Source organism: Janibacter sp. GS2 (genome assembly GCF_051200835.1).
Taxonomy (GTDB): domain Bacteria; phylum Actinomycetota; class Actinomycetes; order Actinomycetales; family Dermatophilaceae; genus Janibacter.
Genome location: NZ_CP195161.1, coordinates 707,453 through 724,786, shown reverse-complemented (window position 1 = coordinate 724,786; position 17,334 = coordinate 707,453). Strand labels below are relative to the sequence as shown.

17 protein-coding genes are annotated in these 17,334 nt (G+C 71.9%); 8 read left to right on the top strand and 9 right to left on the bottom strand.

What is annotated here, in order from left to right:
- Window position 1 precedes the first annotated feature (1 nt).
- From ACR9E9_RS03565 to ACR9E9_RS03550, 4 genes are all read right to left on the bottom strand, one after another.
- A complete protein-coding gene (locus ACR9E9_RS03565; RefSeq protein WP_435201759.1) occupies window positions 2-679 on the bottom strand; it encodes a response regulator in 678 nt (225 codons plus the stop codon).
- Entirely contained in the window at window positions 676-1,965 is a 1,290-nt protein-coding gene (locus ACR9E9_RS03560) for a sensor histidine kinase (RefSeq protein ID WP_435201757.1), read from the bottom strand. The genes ACR9E9_RS03565 and ACR9E9_RS03560 overlap by 4 nt, the downstream gene beginning before the upstream one ends.
- 88 nt (window positions 1,966-2,053) lie before the next feature.
- The gene (locus tag ACR9E9_RS03555) at window positions 2,054-2,827 is read right to left on the bottom strand and encodes a fructosamine kinase family protein (RefSeq protein ID WP_435201755.1); all 774 of its coding nucleotides are present in this window, start codon (window positions 2,825-2,827) and stop codon (window positions 2,054-2,056) included.
- A 46-nt stretch (window positions 2,828-2,873) separates the two neighbouring features.
- Entirely contained in the window at window positions 2,874-4,349 is a 1,476-nt protein-coding gene (locus ACR9E9_RS03550) for an NAD-dependent malic enzyme (RefSeq protein WP_435201754.1), read from the bottom strand.
- Between the two features lie 134 nt (window positions 4,350-4,483).
- On the opposite strand from ACR9E9_RS03550, the gene ACR9E9_RS03545 reads away from it, so the two are divergent.
- On the top strand, window positions 4,484-5,698 hold the full coding sequence (locus ACR9E9_RS03545) for an ATP-binding protein (RefSeq protein WP_435201752.1): 1,215 nt from the start codon (window positions 4,484-4,486) through the stop codon (window positions 5,696-5,698).
- Between the two features lie 71 nt (window positions 5,699-5,769).
- On the opposite strand, the gene ACR9E9_RS03540 is transcribed toward ACR9E9_RS03545, so the two are convergent.
- The 3 genes from ACR9E9_RS03540 to ACR9E9_RS03530 all read right to left on the bottom strand — a co-directional run bounded on the left by ACR9E9_RS03540 (window position 5,770) and on the right by ACR9E9_RS03530 (window position 7,719).
- On the bottom strand, window positions 5,770-6,183 hold the full coding sequence (locus ACR9E9_RS03540) for an SRPBCC family protein (RefSeq protein ID WP_435201750.1): 414 nt from the start codon (window positions 6,181-6,183) through the stop codon (window positions 5,770-5,772).
- Between the two features lie 160 nt (window positions 6,184-6,343).
- Window positions 6,344-6,769, bottom strand: coding sequence for a VOC family protein (locus ACR9E9_RS03535; protein ID WP_435201748.1), 426 nt, complete (start codon window positions 6,767-6,769; stop codon window positions 6,344-6,346).
- Window positions 6,770-6,849: 80 nt separating this feature from the next.
- Complete coding sequence (locus ACR9E9_RS03530) at window positions 6,850-7,719, bottom strand: LysR substrate-binding domain-containing protein (RefSeq protein ID WP_435201746.1); 870 nt, start codon at window positions 7,717-7,719, stop codon at window positions 6,850-6,852.
- Between the two features lie 107 nt (window positions 7,720-7,826).
- On the opposite strand from ACR9E9_RS03530, the gene ACR9E9_RS03525 reads away from it, so the two are divergent.
- The 7 genes from ACR9E9_RS03525 (at window position 7,827) to ACR9E9_RS03495 (ending at window position 13,903) form a co-directional block, all read left to right on the top strand.
- Window positions 7,827-8,861 carry a pyridoxal-phosphate dependent enzyme gene (locus ACR9E9_RS03525; RefSeq protein ID WP_435201744.1) on the top strand — a complete coding sequence of 345 codons (1,035 nt, stop codon included), beginning with the start codon at window positions 7,827-7,829 and terminating at the stop codon, window positions 8,859-8,861.
- Window positions 8,858-10,054, top strand: coding sequence for a M20 aminoacylase family protein (locus tag ACR9E9_RS03520; RefSeq protein ID WP_435201742.1), 1,197 nt, complete (start codon window positions 8,858-8,860; stop codon window positions 10,052-10,054). Before ACR9E9_RS03525 ends, ACR9E9_RS03520 begins: the two co-directional genes overlap by 4 nt.
- Before the next feature lie 156 nt (window positions 10,055-10,210).
- Entirely contained in the window at window positions 10,211-10,723 is a 513-nt protein-coding gene (locus ACR9E9_RS03515) for a GNAT family N-acetyltransferase (RefSeq protein WP_435203570.1), read from the top strand.
- A 59-nt stretch (window positions 10,724-10,782) separates the two neighbouring features.
- Entirely contained in the window at window positions 10,783-11,259 is a 477-nt protein-coding gene (locus ACR9E9_RS03510; RefSeq protein WP_435201740.1) for an inorganic diphosphatase, read from the top strand.
- 225 nt (window positions 11,260-11,484) lie between these two features.
- The gene (locus ACR9E9_RS03505) at window positions 11,485-11,868 is read left to right on the top strand and encodes a hypothetical protein (RefSeq protein WP_435201738.1); all 384 of its coding nucleotides are present in this window, start codon (window positions 11,485-11,487) and stop codon (window positions 11,866-11,868) included.
- A gap of 4 nt (window positions 11,869-11,872) precedes the next feature.
- A complete protein-coding gene (locus ACR9E9_RS03500) occupies window positions 11,873-13,372 on the top strand; it encodes a dihydrolipoyl dehydrogenase family protein (protein WP_435201736.1) in 1,500 nt (499 codons plus the stop codon).
- A gap of 42 nt (window positions 13,373-13,414) precedes the next feature.
- Window positions 13,415-13,903, top strand: a complete 489-nt coding sequence (locus tag ACR9E9_RS03495; RefSeq protein ID WP_435201734.1) for a nucleoside deaminase — start codon at window positions 13,415-13,417, stop codon at window positions 13,901-13,903.
- A gap of 15 nt (window positions 13,904-13,918) precedes the next feature.
- Here ACR9E9_RS03495 and ACR9E9_RS03490 read toward each other — a convergent pair whose 3' ends face one another.
- Together ACR9E9_RS03490 and ACR9E9_RS03485 are read right to left on the bottom strand one after the other, a co-directional pair.
- A complete protein-coding gene (locus ACR9E9_RS03490; RefSeq protein WP_435201732.1) occupies window positions 13,919-16,384 on the bottom strand; it encodes an ABC transporter in 2,466 nt (821 codons plus the stop codon).
- Window positions 16,385-16,412: 28 nt separating this feature from the next.
- The gene (locus ACR9E9_RS03485) at window positions 16,413-17,333 is read right to left on the bottom strand and encodes an oxidoreductase (RefSeq protein ID WP_435201730.1); all 921 of its coding nucleotides are present in this window, start codon (window positions 17,331-17,333) and stop codon (window positions 16,413-16,415) included.
- Between the last annotated feature and the right edge of the window lies 1 nt (window position 17,334).

Sequence of the window (17,334 nt, the reverse complement as noted above, 5' to 3'; positions counted from 1 at the left end):
CTCAGTCCTCCTGGTCGAGCCAGCGGAGCACGGCGAGCACGCGTCGGTGGTCGCCGTCGGCCGGGGGCAGGCCGAGCTTGGTGAAGATCGAGGTCACGTGCTTCTCCACGGCACCGTCGGAGACGTAGAGCTCCTTGCCGATGGCGGAGTTCGTCCGTCCCTGGGCCATGAGGTCGAGGACCTCCCGCTCCCGCGCGGTGAGCGCGGCCAGCGGGTCGGCGTGCCGCGCGCGGGTGAGCAGCTGGGTGACGACCTCGGGGTCGAGCACGGTGCCTCCCGCGGCCACGTCGCGCAGCGCGGCGAGGAAGTCGCCGGTGTCGGCGACGCGGTCCTTCAGGAGGTACCCGACCCCCTTCGAGCGGGAGGCCACGAGCTCGGTGGCGTACTGCTCCTCGACGTACTGGCTGAGGACCATCACCGCCGTCTCGGGGTGCTGCTCGCGCACCCGCAGCGCCGCGACGATCCCCTCGGAGGTGAAGGTCGGGGGCATCCGCACGTCGACGACGACGAGGTCGGGTCGGTGCTCGTCGACGGCGGCCAGGAAGGTCTCCGCGTCCGGGCAGGCGGCCGCGACGTCGAAGCCGGCGGAGGCGAGCAGGCGCACGATCCCGTCGCGCAGGAGGACCGAGTCCTCGGCGAGCACGACCCTGGTCGTGGGCTGGCGGGTCTGGTCGGTCATCGCAGGCTCCTACCGGTGCGAAGGGGGAGGGTGGCGGTCAGGCGGGTCGGTCCGCCGGACGGGGACTCGACGTCGAGCGTCCCGTCGACCGCGGTGACCCGCTGGCGCAGCCCGGTCAGGCCGGTGCCCCGGCTGGAGTCGACGCCCCCTCGCCCGTCGTCGCTGACGACCACGGTGACGCGTTCGTCGCCACGGGTCACCCTGACCTCGGCGTGCTCGGCCCGCGAGTGCTTGGCGACATTGGTCAGGGCCTCGCTGACGACGAAGTAGGTGATCGCCTCGGTCGTCGGATCGAGGCGCCCGATCTCACGCACGTCGACGGAGACCGGGACGGCGGAGCGGGCCGCGAGCGCCGGCAGGGCCGCCTCGAGGCCACGGTCGGCGAGGATCGGGGGCACGATGCCGCGGGCGACGTGCCGCATCTCGACGATGGCCTCCTTGGCCGAGCGGTGCGCCTCGTCGACGAGGTCCGCGGCGGACGCGGGGTCGTCGTCGATGGCCTGCTTGGCCATACCGAGGGTCATCGCGATCGAGACCAGGCGCTGCTGGGGTCCGTCGTGCAGGTCGCGCTCGATCCGGCGCCGCTCGGCCTCGACCGAGTCGACGGCCTCGCGGCGGGTGTCGGTCAGGGTGTCGACCCGGGCGCTGAGGTGCTCGACGACCTTGCGCTCGTCCCGGCCGAGCAACCACCGGGCGAACATCACGTCGACCGAGGTCAGCAGCTGCGCGATCAGCGGCATGAGCAGCAGGATGACGAGCGCGACCGACCAGGCGATCGCGAACGGCATCGTGCCGTCGACGGGCACGAACCCGAAGAGGGTGATCCCGTCGTCCGGGATCCGGCTGCCGAGCAGGGGCGCCCCGAGCATGAGCAGCGTCTGGGCGAGCAGGACGAGTGTGAACCAGCCGGTGAGTGCGCCCCAGACCGAGTGGAGGAAGAGGTAGGCGACGCTGCGCCACGAGTGCTGGTCGATGAGCAGCCGGCGCCACAGCGGCTGGGCACGCTTCGCGGGCGGGTCCACCCGGCGGCCGGACAGTCCGACGATCCGGTGGCGCTCCGCGTGGCCGATGACCCCGCAGAGCCACACGAGCGGCACGAGGAGGATCAGACCCAGGCCGCCGGCGCTGATGAGCACGACGGCCATGAGGATCAGGACCACGAGGACCATCGCCACCGTCGAGGTCACCACGCTGGTCACGAGGAGCAGCACGCTCCCCCAGCCCGCCAGCCAGCGTCGGGGGAGGCTGAGCCTGCCCAGGGGTGGAGTCATCGTCTGCGTGGTCACAGGACCAACCTAGGGAGACGAAGGGGGCGGCGTCTGCCGTGTCCTCCCCCGACCCGACGGGGGGATGACCCCCCTTCGCCCCCGGTGGTCAGGCGTAGGAGCGGGCGATCTCCACCGACTGCGAGACGTAACCGCCACCGAAGAGCACGGCGTGGAGCATCACGGGGAAGAGCTGGTGGAGCCCGACGCGCTCCTGCCATCCGTCGGCCAGCGGAGCCGCCTCGTCGTAGGCGGCGATGATCCGGGCGATGTGCGGCGCGGTGAAGAGGAGCAGCATCGCCAGGTCGGTCTCGGCGTGGCCACCGTGCGCGGCCGGGTCGATGAGGACGGCTCCCGCGCGGGTCCACAGGATGTTGCCGGCCCACAGGTCACCGTGGATCCGGGCGGGCGGGCGCCCGTCGTCGAACTCACCGGACTCGAGTCGGGCAGCGACCCGCTCGAAGGCGTCGCCCTCCTGGGCCCACAGCCCGTTGCCCTGGCCGATGCGCAACAGGTGGCGGATGCGCTGCTCGGCGTAGAGGGCACCCCAGGTCGCACTCGGCTCCAGGGGCATGGGCAGCGGCGAGTCCGCCGGCCCGACGAAGCCGTGGCTGCTCCAGCGTGCCGGCGGGGCACCGAAGGCCGGCGCACCGGCCGCGTGGGTCCGCGCGAGCGCGACGCCGAACTCGTCCGCCTGGACATTGGTCGAGGGCGCCGGGTCGTACTGGAGCAGGTCGATGTGGTCGACGTCGACGTCCTGCAGCTCGGCGACGGAGGCGCCGCCCTCGACCTCGGCGAGCCACAGCAGTCCCGCGGCCTCCCAGGAGGAGTACCCGCGGGGGGCGGCGGAGGTGTCCTTGCGGTAGGTGCGTGGCGGCTTCACGCGCTCAAGCCTGCCGCACCGACCGCGCGAGGACGAAGGGGGACCCTCAGCGCACGCGAGGCAGGGTCCCGGTCTCGTCGATCGGCGCAGCAGTCGCGCGGGAGCCGACCTGGATCGGCCCGGTCGCCCCGGCGGAGGTCTTGCCCTCACCGGCGATCGCGACGGCCACGGCGTCGGCGACATCGGCGTGGAAGACGCTCGGGATGATGTAGGAGGGGTTGATCTCCTCGTCCTTGACGACCCCGGCGATGGCATCCGCCGCCCGGATGAGCATGGCCACGGTGATGTCCTCCGCGTGGGCGTCGAGCAGGCCGCGGAAGACCCCGGGGAAGGCGAGGACGTTGTTGATCTGGTTGGGGTAGTCGCTGCGACCGGAGGCGACGACCTTGGCGTACTGGGCGGCCTCGGCCGGGTCGATCTCCGGGTCCGGGTTGGCCAGGGCGAAGACGATCGGGTCCTCGCTCATGTGGTCGCGGATCCACTCAGCCTTGAGCAGGTTCGGCGCGGAGACGCCGATGAAGACGTCCGCGCCCTCCAGTCCGTCCGGCAGGTCGCCGCGGACCCGGCGGGGGTTGGTGCGCTGGGCGAGCTCGAGCTTGGCACCGGAGAGGCGCTCGTCGTCCGCGGAGAGCAGGCCCTCGCGGTCGTAGACGACGACGTCGTTGGCGCCGGCGGCGAGCAGCAGCGTGACGATGGCCGAGCCGGCGGCGCCGCCCCCGGCGACGACGATCCGCGACTCCTCGAGCCACTTGCCGACGACGCGGAGGGCATTGCGCAGGGCCGCGAGGACGACGATGGCCGTGCCGTGCTGGTCGTCGTGGAAGACGGGGATGTCGAGCTTGTCGCGCAGCCGGCGCTCGATCTCGAAGCACCGCGGGGCAGCGATGTCCTCGAGGTTGATCCCCCCGAACCCGGGGGCGATCATCTCCACGGCCTTGACGATCTCGTCGGTGTCCTGGGAGGCGAGGCAGATCGGCCAGGCGTCGATGTTGGCGAACTGCTTGAACAGCGCGGCCTTGCCCTCCATCACGGGCATCGCGGCCTCGGGCCCGATGTTGCCCAGACCGAGCACGGCCGAGCCGTCGGTGACGACGGCGACGCTGTTGCCCTTGACCGTCAGGCGCCGGGCGTCCTCGGGGTTCTTCGCGATCGCGGTGGAGACGCGTCCCACGCCGGGCGTGTACGCCATCGAGAGGTCGTCGCGGGTGCGCAGCGAGACCTTGGAGCGGACCTCGATCTTGCCGCCGAGGTGGAGCAGGAAGGTGCGGTCGGAGACCTTGTGCACCTTCACTCCCTCGATCGCCTCGACCGCCGCGACGAGGTCGTCGGTGTGGTCGAGGTTGAAGCCGGAGCACGTCGCGTCGACGACCAGGCTGTCGTGCCGCGAGTCGGCGATGTCGATGGCGGTGACGATGCCGCCCTGCTCGGCGATGGCGGTGGCCACACGCCCCACGACCGCATAGTCCGGTGAGGTGTGCAGGCGGATGGTGATGGAGTACGAGGAGGGAGTAGCGGCGGGCATGTGACCAGTCTCTCACCCCCTTCGCCGGGCGCTGGATGCGGTCCACCGGCCGGAAGGGGTGGGCCGACGACGCGCCGATCGCCGTGTCTGCCTCAATATCCGGATCCGGCTAGAAACCCGGATACGGTGCCATCGTGGATCCGATCACGAACCCCTATGCCCCCGGCGCCGGTCAGCGCCCTCCCGAGCTGGCGGGGCGCGACGAGCAGCTGGCGCGCTTCGACGTCGTGCTCAAGCGCATCGTCTCCGGCCGCCCCGAGCGCTCCCTCGTCCTCACCGGGCTGCGTGGTGTCGGCAAGACGGTGCTGCTCAACCAGCTGCGCTCGGCGGCGGTGCGGGCGAAGTGGGGTACCGGCAAGCTCGAGGCCCGCCCCGACCAGGGTTTGCGCCGCCCCCTCGCCAGCGCGCTGCACCAGGCGGTGCGCGAGCTCGGGCACACCCAGGAGGACGAGGTCGCCCACGTGCTCGGCGTGATCAAGTCCTTCGCCCAGCGCGACGCCAAGCCGGGGACGAAGCTGCGCGAGGTGTGGAACCCGGGGATCGACGCCCCGGCGGTCAAGGGTCGGGCGGACTCCGGTGACATCGAGATCGACCTCGTCGAGCTCTTCACCGATGTCGGCGGCCTCGCGGCGGACCTCGGTCGCGGCGTGGGGGTCTTCATCGACGAGATGCAGGACCTCGGGCCGGAGGACGTGTCCGCGATCTGTGCCGCCTGCCACGAGATGAGCCAGGCCGGGTCCCCGCTCATCGTCGTCGGCGCCGGTCTGCCGCACCTGCCGGCGGTGCTGTCGGCGAGCAAGTCCTACAGCGAGCGGCTCTTCCGGTTCCAGCGGATCGACCGGCTCGCGCGGGCGGAGGCCGACCAGGCCCTCATCGCCCCGGCCGCGGACGAGATGGCCGAGTTCGAGCAGGCCGCGCTCGATGCCATGTACGCCGCCACGGGCGGGTACCCGTACTTCATCCAGGCCTACGGCAAGGAGGTCTGGGACCTCGCGCCACAGTCCCCGATCCGGGCCGAGGACGTGAGGGTCGCCGCACCGCTGGCGGAGTCGGAGCTCGCGGTGGGCTTCTTCGGCTCGCGGTACGAGCGGGCGACACCGGGCGAGCGGGAGTACCTGCGGGCCATGGCCGACGTCGCCGCCGACATCGCAGCGAAGGGGGTGGAGCAGCTCGACGACATCGAGTCGGTGCTGACCTCCGAGGTGGCGACCGTGCTCGCCAAGAAGCCCCAGTCCCTCTCCCCCGCGCGCGATGCACTGCTGAAGAAGGGCCTGATCTACTCCGGTGAGCGCGGCCGGATCGCCTTCACGGTCCCGCACTTCGGGCGGTACCTGCGCGAGCAGACGTGATCCCTCAGGTGCACTCCTGTGCTCGTCCGTCCGGAGCGAGGCCTGTGGAGTTGGCGCACCCGAATGCTCGGCTATCGGTCGGTTGATGGTGTTTCGAGCACACGCTTGAGGGACTCGAGGTCGGTTCTCACGGCCTCGGCGTCCTGATCGAACTCGTCGTCGGTCATTGAGCGCCGTCGCCGCAGGGTGAACACCACCTCACTGGCTTCGCCGTCCGGGATCACCCGCAGCGGGTTGTACACACTCTCGCCCGAGGGCAGCGTGACGACGTGGTCGAGCACGCCGAAGTCGTTGCGTTCAGCGAAGCTGACCGTGACCCGGCCCATCGGTGAGCCGGCCACCCACTGGCCGTCCTGCAGCTCGACGGTCGTGCTGGCCAGCCCGGCCGCCCACTGCGGCAGGTTCGTGGGGTCGCAGGCGTACTCGTACACCGTCGCGACGGGACGCTCGATCGCGATGCTCAGGTGCCGGGACTCGGAGGACATGCTCAGATGATGCCGGATCGATCCGACAGCCCGTTCCCAGCTCGCCGGCGGATGCCTGGCCGACCCTGGCCGCTGGCACTCGCACTTGCCTAGGCAGATGCGAGTGCCTGGCGGTCCGTCGGGGCCGGGCAGCCGCTCGGCGTCCACCTACCCCAATAGCTCAGGAGTCGGCGGGGACGAAGAGCTCCAGCGCATTGCCGTCGGGGTCGGTGAAGCTCAGGGCGCTCCCGTAGGCCGCGTCCTGCACGCCCCCGTGCTCGACTGCGAGGGCGTCGAGATGCTCGGCCCACGAGAGGAGCTCCTCACGGGAGCGGCAGGCGAAGGCCAGGTGGTCGAGGCCGGGCGTGGTCGGGTCGAAGGACTGACCGCTGCCACGCTCGTGCTGGGTCAGACCAAGGTGCATGCCGCCGGGGATCGGCAGCAGCCGCCTGACGAAGGGCCCGTCGTCCAGCGTCGCGTCCGGCCGCAGACCCAGGACGTCCTCGTAGAAGGCGAGGCTCACGGCCAGATCCGTCACGGTGAGGGCAAGGTGGTCGATACGGGCGAGGTCGGGCACGAGGATGCTCCAGTGGACGAGCTGCCTCACGGCAGCGGCACGGTGTGGGTGGTGGTCGGGTGCCGCCACGCTATCGGCACCCGGCACACCGTCGGGTGGCTCCGGACCGGCTACTCCGCCCGGAGTGCGTCGATGACCGCTCCGATCGCGGGACGGCCCCGACCACCGGCCCGCGTCGCGGCGAGGACACGGCGACGGGGGCGCCCGGGCAGGGACACGACCCGCACACCGGGGTGATCGGCCGCCTCCGACAGCTCCGGCAGGAGCGCGGCGGCGAGCCCGCGCTCGACCATGCGCAGCTGCACCAGCAGGTCCGAGGACGTCACGGTGACGTCCGGCTCGAAGCCCGCCTCACGGCACACCCGCTGCGCCCACTCCCGCGCCGGCGTCCCGGGCGGCTCCATGGCCAGCGGTCGCCCGGCCAGGTCGGCGACGCGCACCGGACCCCACCCCTTCGCTACCACGAGGTCGAGACGGTCGGTGACCAGGTCCTCGAGGTCGGTGCCGGGAGTCCGGCGAAGGGGGTGGCCCGGGTACTCCTCCGCGATCACCAGGTCGAAGTCCCCACCGGCCAGGGCCGCCAACGAGTGCTCCGGCTCCATCTCGGTCACCTCCACCCGCAGGTCCGGGTGCCGTTGCAGGTCGAGCAGGGCCGGGGGCAGGAGGGAGAGCACGGCACTCTGGAACGCCGCCACGCGCACCGTGCCGACCACCTCGTCGCCCAGTGCCGCCAGGCCCGCCTCGGCCCGCTCGAGCTCACTGAGCAGTCGCACCGCGTGGGTGACGAGCAGCTCACCAGCGGCGGTCAGGCGGACCCGCCGGCCGACCGGTTCGAGGAGGGGGACGCCGGCCTCCTTCTCCAGCACGCCGAGCTGGGAGGAGACCGTGGACGGGCTGTAGGCGAGGGACTGCGCGACCGCGCCGATCGTTCCGCGTCGGGACAGCTCGACGAGCAGGCGCAGTCGTCGCAGGTCGAGCACGGTTCACCTCGCGGGCAGAAGGAGTCGGACTGTTCGCCATCAACGATGGGTTCCGGTCGACTCTAGGCGCTGGACGCGAACCTTCGGGGCCTTTAACACTGGGTGGCATGACTTCGTGGCTGAGCAACCCCCGCGCCCGGCGACGCTCGGTGGCCGGCACCGGGTCCGAGGCGGCGCGCGACTTCCACCGCACGCTGCCCGGGTACGCACCCACGCCCCTGGTGGACCTGCCCGACCTGGCTGCCGAGCTCGGGGTGGGACGGGTCCTCGTCAAGGACGAGTCCTCCCGGATGGGCCTGCCGGCCTTCAAGGTCCTCGGGGCCTCGTGGGCCTGTCAGCAGACCCTCGCCCGGCACCCCGGGGCGCACCTGGTCACCGCGACCGACGGCAACCACGGCCGGGCGGTCGCCCGGATGGCTCGTGAGCTGGGCACGACGGCGACGATCTTCGTCCCGGCAGTCATGCTCGAGCGCCCGGCGGAGCTCATCGCCTCCGAGGGTGCGGAGGTCGTGCGCGTCGACGGCGACTACGACGAGACGGTGCGGGCCGCGGCAGAGCACGCCGCGGCCGACGTCGACCGTGAGCTGGTCCAGGACACCGCGTGGGCGGGGTACGAGGAGGTGCCGCAGTGGATCGTCGACGGTTACCGGACCCTGCTGGCCGAGGTCGACGAGACGCTCGGACGCCAGCCCGACCTCGTCGCGGTCCCGGTGGGCGTGGGTTCGCTCGCACAGGCGGTGGTGGCGCACTACCGGCGCGCGGGTGGCGGCCGACCGACCAGTGTGCTCTCCGTCGAGCCGGACACCGCTGCCTGCGTGCTCACGAGCCTGCGCGAGGACACACCCTCCTCCGTCACCACGGCCTCCACGGTCATGGCGGGCCTGAACTGCGGGACCGTCTCGACGCTGGCGTGGCCGGTGCTCCGCGCAGGGTGCGACGCGGCGATCACGGTCACCGACGAGGAGGCTCTCACCGCCTCCGCCGACCTCAAGACACTCGGGGTCTCCTCCGGCCCCTGCGGCGCAGCGACGCTCGCGGCGGTGCGCGCCGCGCTCGGTGACGCCGGCCGACGGGGCGAGCTCGACCTCCCCGACGACGCGGTCGTCGTCCTGCTCTCCACGGAAGGACTGGACTCGGCATGAGCAGCGAACGCACACCGGCACAGCAGGACCTGCGCTCGAGCGAGCGGGAGGCACGGCTGCGCGGCTGGCGGCACCACCTGCACCGGCACCCCGAGACGGCCTTCGCCGAGCACGCCACCGCGGAGCACGTCGCCGGGGTGCTCGAGGGTTTGGGGTACGACGTCACGCGCGGCGTCGGCGGGACCGGTGTCGTCGCCTCGCTCACCCGCGGCACATCCGGGCGGGCGGTCGGACTGCGCGCGGACCTGGACGGCCTGCCGATCCAGGAGGTGTCCGGGCGGTCGTACGGGTCGGTCACCGACGGGGCCATGCACGCCTGCGGACACGACGGTCACCTGACCATGGCGCTCGGCGCGGCTGTGGTGCTGGCGGAGGAGGGCGGCTTCGACGGGACGGTACGGATCGTCATGCAGCCTGCGGAGGAGCCCGGTCGGGGCGCACAGGCGATGATCGACGACGGCCTGCTGGAGCGCTTTCCGCTGGACGTGCTCTACGGACTGCACAACATGCCGGGCATCCCCGCCGGCCACCTGCACGTGCGCCCCGGCGGGATCATGGCGAGCGAGGACAACTTCACGATCGTCGTCCACGGGCGCGGTGGCCATGCCGCCAGGCCGGAGGCGGTCGTCGACCCGCTCGTCATCGGCGCGGAGATCGTGCTCGCGCTGCAGACGGTCGTCGCCCGCACCGTCGAGCCGACCCAGCCGGCCGTCGTGTCGTGCACCGGCTTCGAGACCGACGGCGCCCGCAACGCCATCCCGTCCACGGTGCGCATCACCGGGGACACCCGGAGCTTCGACACCCCCGTGGGCGCGCTCCTCGAGCGCCGGATCCGCGAGATCGCGAAGGGGGTCGCCGCGGCCCACGGTGCAGGCGTCGAGGTGACCTACACGCACGAGTTCGCGCCGACGATCAACGACCCGCAGGTCACCACGCGCGCGGCAGCGGCGGCCGTGGCCGCTCTCGGTCGGGAGCGGGTGGTCGACGACTGCGCGCCGATCATGCCGAGCGAGGACTTCGGGCTCTTCGCCCGGCACCTGCCCGCCTGCTTCGCGCTCCTGGGCAACGGGACCGAGCCGGGTCGCGGTGGCACACCACTGCACAGCCCCGACTACGACTTCAACGACGACGTGCTCACGGCCGGCGTGGACTTCTTCGTCCGGGCAGTGCGGGCCGATCTCTCGGCCCCCTGATCTGCGGGACGGGCGTCCACTGGCGCGGGTGGCCCCGCCGCGCGATCATGGCCACGTGGAGGACCTCATCGTGGTGCGCGGTCGGGCCGCTGCGTGCGGGCGTGGGGCGTCGTCGTTCGCGTGTGAGCGAGCGCCCCGGTGACAGCGCCTTCGGCGATCCGCGGACAGTGGGTGGTGCTGGTCCCTGTCGCGGCGGACCACGTGCCGGATCTGCGTCGCATACTGCGTGCTCCCGAGGTGTGGGCGCGCTGGCGTGACGAGGACGCATCGGCGCAGTGGCCCTTCGACGACCCCTCGGTCACCCGCTTCACGGTGCTCCTCGACGGCGCGGTACGCGGCCTGGTGCAGTACGGCGAGGAGGAGGAACCCGACTACCGGCACGCCTCGATCGACATCTTCGTCGACCCCGCTGTTCACGGTCGCGGCATCGGTCGCGATGCCGTGGCCACCCTGGCCCGCTACCTGGTGCGTGACCGGGCCCATCATCGGCTGGTCATCGATCCTGCGGCGGACAACGATCCGGCCATCCGCTGCTACGCGGCGGTGGGGTTCCGGCCGGTCGGGATCATGCGCCGCTACGAGCGCGACGCGGACGGCGCCGGGTGGCACGACGGCCTGCTCATGGACATGCTCGCCGAGGAGCTCAACCAGCCCCACCGGGACGCATGACGCAGCGGCATCCGGCTCGCGTGGAGTAGCGTCGGCGCGATACCTATCGAAGGATGACGATGACCGAGCACCACACCCTTGATCGCGTCGATGTCGTCGTCGAGATCCCCCGGGGCAGTCGCAACAAGTACGAGCAGGCCGAGGACGGGACGATGTGGTTCGACCGCCGCCTCGGTGGCCCCACCGGCTTCCCCGGTGACTACGGCTACGTGCTGGGGCTCGATGGGGAGGACGGCGACTCCCTCGACGCACTCGTCCTCCTCGATGAGCCGACCTTCCCGGGGATCCACATCCGGTGCCGGGTGCTCGGCTCCTACCTTCTCGGCGTGGGCGACCTTCAGGAGACCAAGCTCATCTGCGTGCCCGAGCACGATCACCACCAGGACCACCTGCAGGACCTCGGCGACCTGCCCACGAACTTCCTCGAGGAGCTGGACTCCTTCTTCGAGACCTACCGGATGCTCGAGCAGAAGGGGGTCACGGTGGAGTCCCGACACACCCTCGCCGAGACCCGGGCCGCACTGTCCGGACGGTAGACACCGAAGGTCCTGACAGGGCCCCCTTCGCCCGGCCAACCGGGTCACAGCGCCGGTCAGTCGACCGCGCGCCGCAGGAAGCCGCGCATCCCGATCAGCAGGAACCCGCGGAGCCGCTCGACGGGCGGACCCGGGTGGTCAGCACCCCGGTGGTCGTGGTTTCGCCCGCCACGAGCCGCCCCCTCACGGGGCCACAGCCGCGAGGACTGTGCCAGTCTTGCTCTTATGACGCGCGACTTCGGGTTCGCCTTCGAGGGCCGATATCGCCTTCCCGCGCTCCTGTTCGGGATCAGGCCGGCCACTGCCCGGGTCGTCGTCACCGACGACGACCTGCTCGTGCGCTTCGGCGCGTGGCGCCTGAGCACCACCCTGGCCAATGTCTCAGGCACTCAGGAGACCGCCGGGTACGCCTGGCACCGCACGGCCGGCCCGGCCCACCTCTCGCTCGCCGACCACGGCATCACCTTCGCGACGAACTCACGGCGAGGCCTGTGCGTCTCCTTCGTGGAACCCGTCCGTGCCATCGAGCCCACCGGCCGACTGCGCCACCCGGCGATGACGGTGACCGTCGCCGACCCCCGGACGCTGGCCGCCGCCCTCGCACCGTGACCGCGTGCCTGCCGACGACGAGGAGAAGACCATGACGGATGCTGACACGATCGACGAGTACGACGTCATCGTCATCGGAGGTGGTGCCGTCGGTGAGAACGCCGCGCAGTACGCGATCGCCGACACGGACATGTCCGCGGTGATCATCGAGCACGAACTCCTCGGCGGGGAGTGCTCCTACTGGGCGTGCATGCCCAGCAAGACCCTCCTCATGCCGGGCGACGTCCTCGACCACGCCCACAACCTGCCGGGGGTGGCCGAGCTGCTCTCCGCCGACCGCGTCGACATCGACGCGGCCCTGGCCCGTCGAGAGACCTTCACCAACGGACTCGATGACTCCAGCCAGGTCGAGTGGGCCGAGGGCGCGGGCATCCACGTCGTCCGAGGTCATGCACGACTCTCCGGCGAGCGCGAGGTCACGGTCGACGACCGGATCGTGCGCGCCCGTCGGGCCGTCGTCCTTGCCACGGGGTCGAGCGCGCGCATCGCGCCCATCGATGGTCTCGACGCCGCCCTGCCGTGGACCTCCCGGGACGCGACCAACGTCCACGAGGTCCCGTCCCGCCTGGCGATCATCGGAGGTGGCGTCGTCGCCTGTGAGGCCGCGACGTGGTTCGCCTCCTTCGGCACCGAGGTCACGCTCCTCGTCCGCGACGACCGTCTGCTGCTCGGCGTCTCGGAGGTGGCGTCCGCCGCCGTCCTGCAGGGTCTGCGGTCCGCCGGGGTGACGGTGCTCCTGAGGACCTCGCCGACATCGGTCACCCGCGCCGCTCCGCAGGACACCGGCTACGGCCGGATCCACGGCGGGCCGGTGAGGATCGAGAGCACCCGTGACGAGGACGGTGTCCACGTCGTGGAGGTCGAGGAGGTCCTCGCCGCGACCGGGCGGGCCGCCGTCACCGCAGACCTCGGACTCGACGCGGTGGGACTGGGCGATCTCTCCCCGTCCAACGGTTTCGTCCCGGTCGACGATGCGATGCGCGTCCTCGGCGTGGAGGGTGACTGGCTCTTCGCCGTCGGCGACGTCAACGGCCGCGCGCTGCTGACCCACCAGGGCAAGTACCAGGCACGCGTGTGCGGCGACGTCATCGCGGCCACCGCGCGGGGGGAGTCCCTCACGGGGGCGCGCCATGCCGCGACGGCCGACCACACCGCGGTACCCCAGGTGATCTTCACCCGACCCGAGGTCGCCGCAGTGGGCCGATCCGAGAGCGCGCTGCGTGAGGCGGGACACGACCCGCGCCGCATCGAGCTGCCGATGGCCGTGGCGGGCACGGCGGTGCAGCGCGACGACGACGCCGGGACGGCCGAGCTCGTCATCGACCGGAGGACCGGTGTGGTCCTCGCTGCCACCTTCGTCGGACCCAGCGCCGGCACCCAGCTCCACCCGGCAACGATCGCCGTCTCGGCGGGGCTGACCATCGAGCAGCTCTGGCAGGCGGTCCCGGCCTACCCCACGCCCAGCGAGATCTGGTTGCGCCTGTGCGAGGAGGCACGCGCCTGACCCGGTACCGCGCCGGCCCCCATCTGGGCCACACTGCGGGGCATGGAGCTCTCCGACACGGACCTTGCCCACGCGCGTCGGTGCATCGAGCTGGCACGCGAAGCCCTCGAGGACGGGGACGAGCCATTCGGGTCGGTCCTCGTCGACTCCGCCGGCGCCGTGCGTTTCGAGGACCGCAACCGGGTCGGGGGCGGGGACCACACACGGCACCCGGAGTTCGAGATCGCTCGCTGGGCGGCCACCCATCTCTCCCGTCCCGAGCGCGAGCGGGCCACCGTCTACACCTCCGGGGAGCACTGCCCGATGTGCTCGGCGGCTCACGCGTGGGTGGGGCTCGGCCGGATCGTCTTCATCGCCTCGTCGGCCCAGCTGACCGAGTGGCGCTCCGGGTGGGGCGCGCCCGCGAGCCCGGTCGCTCCCCTCCCCGTGCAGTCCGTCGCGCCGGGTACCCCCGTCGAGGGACCCGTGCCCGAGCTGCACGAAGCCGTGCGCGAGCTGCACCGGCGCCATGTCGAGGTGAGCAACCGCTGAGGGATGGCGCCGGGATCAGGAGGAGAGCCTCCCGGCGAGGTACGGTCCCGTGACGCTGTCAGGCGATGCCGCCACCTGCGGGGGTGTACCGGTGGCGATGACCGACCCACCATGATCGCCACCGCCGGGTCCGAGGTCGATGACCCAGTCCGCCGAGGAGATCGCGTCCAGGTCGTGCTCCACCACCACGACCGTGTTGCCGGCGTCCACCAGGGTGTGCAGCTGCCGCATCAGCAACGCGACGTCGGCGGGGTGCAGCCCAGCGGTGGGTTCGTCGAGCAGGTACAGCGCGTGGCCGCGGCGCGCGCGCTGCAGCTCGGTGGCGATCTTGATGCGCTGCGCCTCACCGCCGCTGAGCTCGGTAGCGGGCTGGCCCAGGCGCAGGTAGCCGAGGCCGACCTCGCGCAACGTCTCCAGGCTGCGGGAGGCTCCGGGGACGTCCGCGAAGAACCCGGCTGCCTCGTCCACCGACATCCCCAGCACCTCGGCGATGGTCTGATCGCGCCACGTCACCTCGAGCGTCTCGGGGTTGTAGCGGGCACCGTGACACGTGGGGCAGGGGCCGTAGGTCCCGGGGAGGAAGAGCAGCTCGACCTCCACGAAGCCCTCGCCCTGACAGGTGGGACAGCGGCCTTCGGTGACATTGAAGGAGAACCGGCCCGGCGTCCAGCCGCGGGCCCTCGCCCCCTCGGTGGCCGCGAACAGCTTGCGGACGACGTCGAACATCCCCGTGTACGTGGCCAGGGTCGAGCGCGGGGTGCGGCCGATGGGTCGCTGGTCCACCCGCACCAGCCGGGTGAACGTCTCCAGTCCTGCTGCGTCGGTGACGTCGACGTCGATCCGGGCGTCACCCCCTTCGTCGGGGGACAGGTCGAGCCAGCGGAGCACGACCTCGGCCAGCACCTGGGTGACGAGCGTCGACTTGCCGGATCCGGAGACCCCGGTCACGGCGGTGAGCACGCACTGGGGGATCTCGACGGACAGGTCGCGCAGGTTGTGTCGCGTGACGCCGGTCAGGCGCAGCCACCCCTGCGGGGACCGCGGCTGCCGGTGGAGCAGCTCGGCGCGTCCGAAGAGGTGGGTGCCGGTGACCGACTCCGCCACCTGCTCGAGACCGGGCACCGGACCGCTGTAGAGCACCCGACCGCCGCCCTCACCCGCAGCGGGTCCGATGTCGACCACCCAGTCGGCCCGACGGACGACGTCCATGTCGTGCTCGACGACGAACAGGGAGTTGCCGGACGCCTTGAGGCGGTCCAGGACGTCCAGCAGCGGCTCCGCGTCGGCCGGATGGAGCCCGGCCGAGGGCTCGTCGAGCACGTAGATCACGCCGAACAGACCGGAGCGCAGCTGGGTGGCGATCCGCAGCCGTTGCGCCTCACCGGGTGACAGGGTCGTCGAGCGCCGACCGAGGCTCAGGTACCCCAGCCCGAGATCGAGCAGCACCTCGACGCGCGCCAGCAGGTCGACGGAGATGCGGACGGCGACCTCGGTCGTCTCCCCCGAGGACGCGTCCGGCGTCGCAGCGTCCACGTCGGAGCGCTCGGCGATCGGTCGCAGCAGCGCAGCGAGGCCGGTCAGGGGAAGGGAGTTGACCTCGGCGATCGTGTGGCCGGCGATGCTCACGTCCAGCGCGTCGGGGCGCAGGCCGCTGCCTCGGCACTCCGGGCAGATCATGCTCTCGGTGAACCGTAGGGCCTTGTCGCGCATCATCTGGCTCGCGGAGGTCGCCAGCACGCGCCGGATGTGCTTGCGCGCGCTCCAGAACTTGCCCTCGTAGCTGTGGTCGACCCGACCCGCCTCCGGCCGGATGAAGACCTTGGGCTGCTCGTCGGTGAACAGCAACCACTCGCGGTCCGTCGGGTCGAGGGTGTGCCAGGGCGCGTCGATCTCGATGCCCAGCCCCTTGGCGATGCTGCGCAGGTTCGCCCCCTGCCAGGCACCCGGCCATGCGGCGATGGCGCCGTCGCGGATGCTCAGGGACGTGTCGGGGACCATCAGCTCGGTGGTGACGTCGTGCATCTCACCCAGGCCCTCGCACCGGCGACAGGCCCCGGCGGCGGTGTTCGGGGAGAAGGACTCGGCCTCCAGCCGCGGCGCGCCGCTCGGGTAGGTGCCGGCGCGCGAGTAGAGCATCCGCAGCAGGTTGGAGACGGTCGTGATGGTGCCGACGCTGGAACGGGAGCTGGGGGCGCCTCGACGTTGCTGCAGGGCGACGGCCGGGGGCAGACCGGTGATGTCGGTGACGTGCGGTGCACCCGCCTGCTGCAGCAGTCGGCGAGCGTAGGGGGCCACCGACTCGAAGTAGCGGCGCTGCGCCTCGGCGTACAGCGTGCCGAAGGCCAGAGACGACTTCCCCGACCCGGACACCCCGGTGAAGGCCACGAAGGCGTTGCGCGGGATGTCCACGTCGACGGAGGCCAGGTTGTTCTCGCTCGCGCCGCGAACGTGCACGTAGCCGTCCCACGATGCGTCGGTCACTCCCTGACCCTAGCCCTCGCCATGCCGGTCAGGGCGCCGGCAACGCGGTCCGCACCCCCGTCAGCTCCTCGGAGGTCTCCCACAGACGGCGCATCGCCTCCGGGTCACGAGCGCCACGGGAGGACCCGACCGTCACCGGTCGCCCCCGCGTCTCCCGGTACCCGCTCGGCCCGTAGTACTCGCCACCGACCACGGCCGGATCGGTCGCGGCCCGCAGGGTGGGCAGCGCCCCCTTCGCCGCACTCTGTCCGGTGACCCAGGTGCCCGCCGCGATGAGTGGCCGGACCGGCAGGGGCATGTAGCGGGCGAGCCCGGTGCGGGAGAACCCCGGGTGGGCGGCGACGGCGATGGTCCTCGCGCCGGCACCGGACAGACGTCGCTGCAACTCGTGGGTGAAGAGCAGGTTGGCCAGCTTCGACTGCCCGTACGCGCGCATCCGGTCGTAGCCGCGCTCCCCGTGCAGGTTCTCGAAGTCCATCTGCCCGGGGCCGAAGCGGTGCGCCAGGCTCGACACGGTGACCACCCGGGAGCCGGGCGTCGCCAGCAGCTGATCGAGCAGGAGCCCGGTGAACGCGAAGTGGCCCAGGTGGTTCGTGCCGAACTGCAGCTCGAAACCCTCCTGGGTGGCACCGCGCGGCGTCATCATCAGGCCGGCGTTGTTGATCAGGAGGTCGATCCGCTCGTGACGCTCACCGATCTCGGTCGCCGCCTCCCGCACGGAGGCCAGCGAGGCGAGGTCCAGGCGCACGACCTCGGCGCCGTCGAGGTCCGCGGCGACCAGATCGCCCTTCGTCGTGTCCCGGCAGGCGAGGACCACCCGCGCGCCCCGTGCGGACAGCTCGCGTGCGGTGGCAGCCCCCAGGCCCGCGTTGGCGCCGGTGACGACCACCGTGCGTCCCTGCTGGTCGGGGATGTCGTCCAGTGCCCAGGGGGCTCGATCACGGCTCATG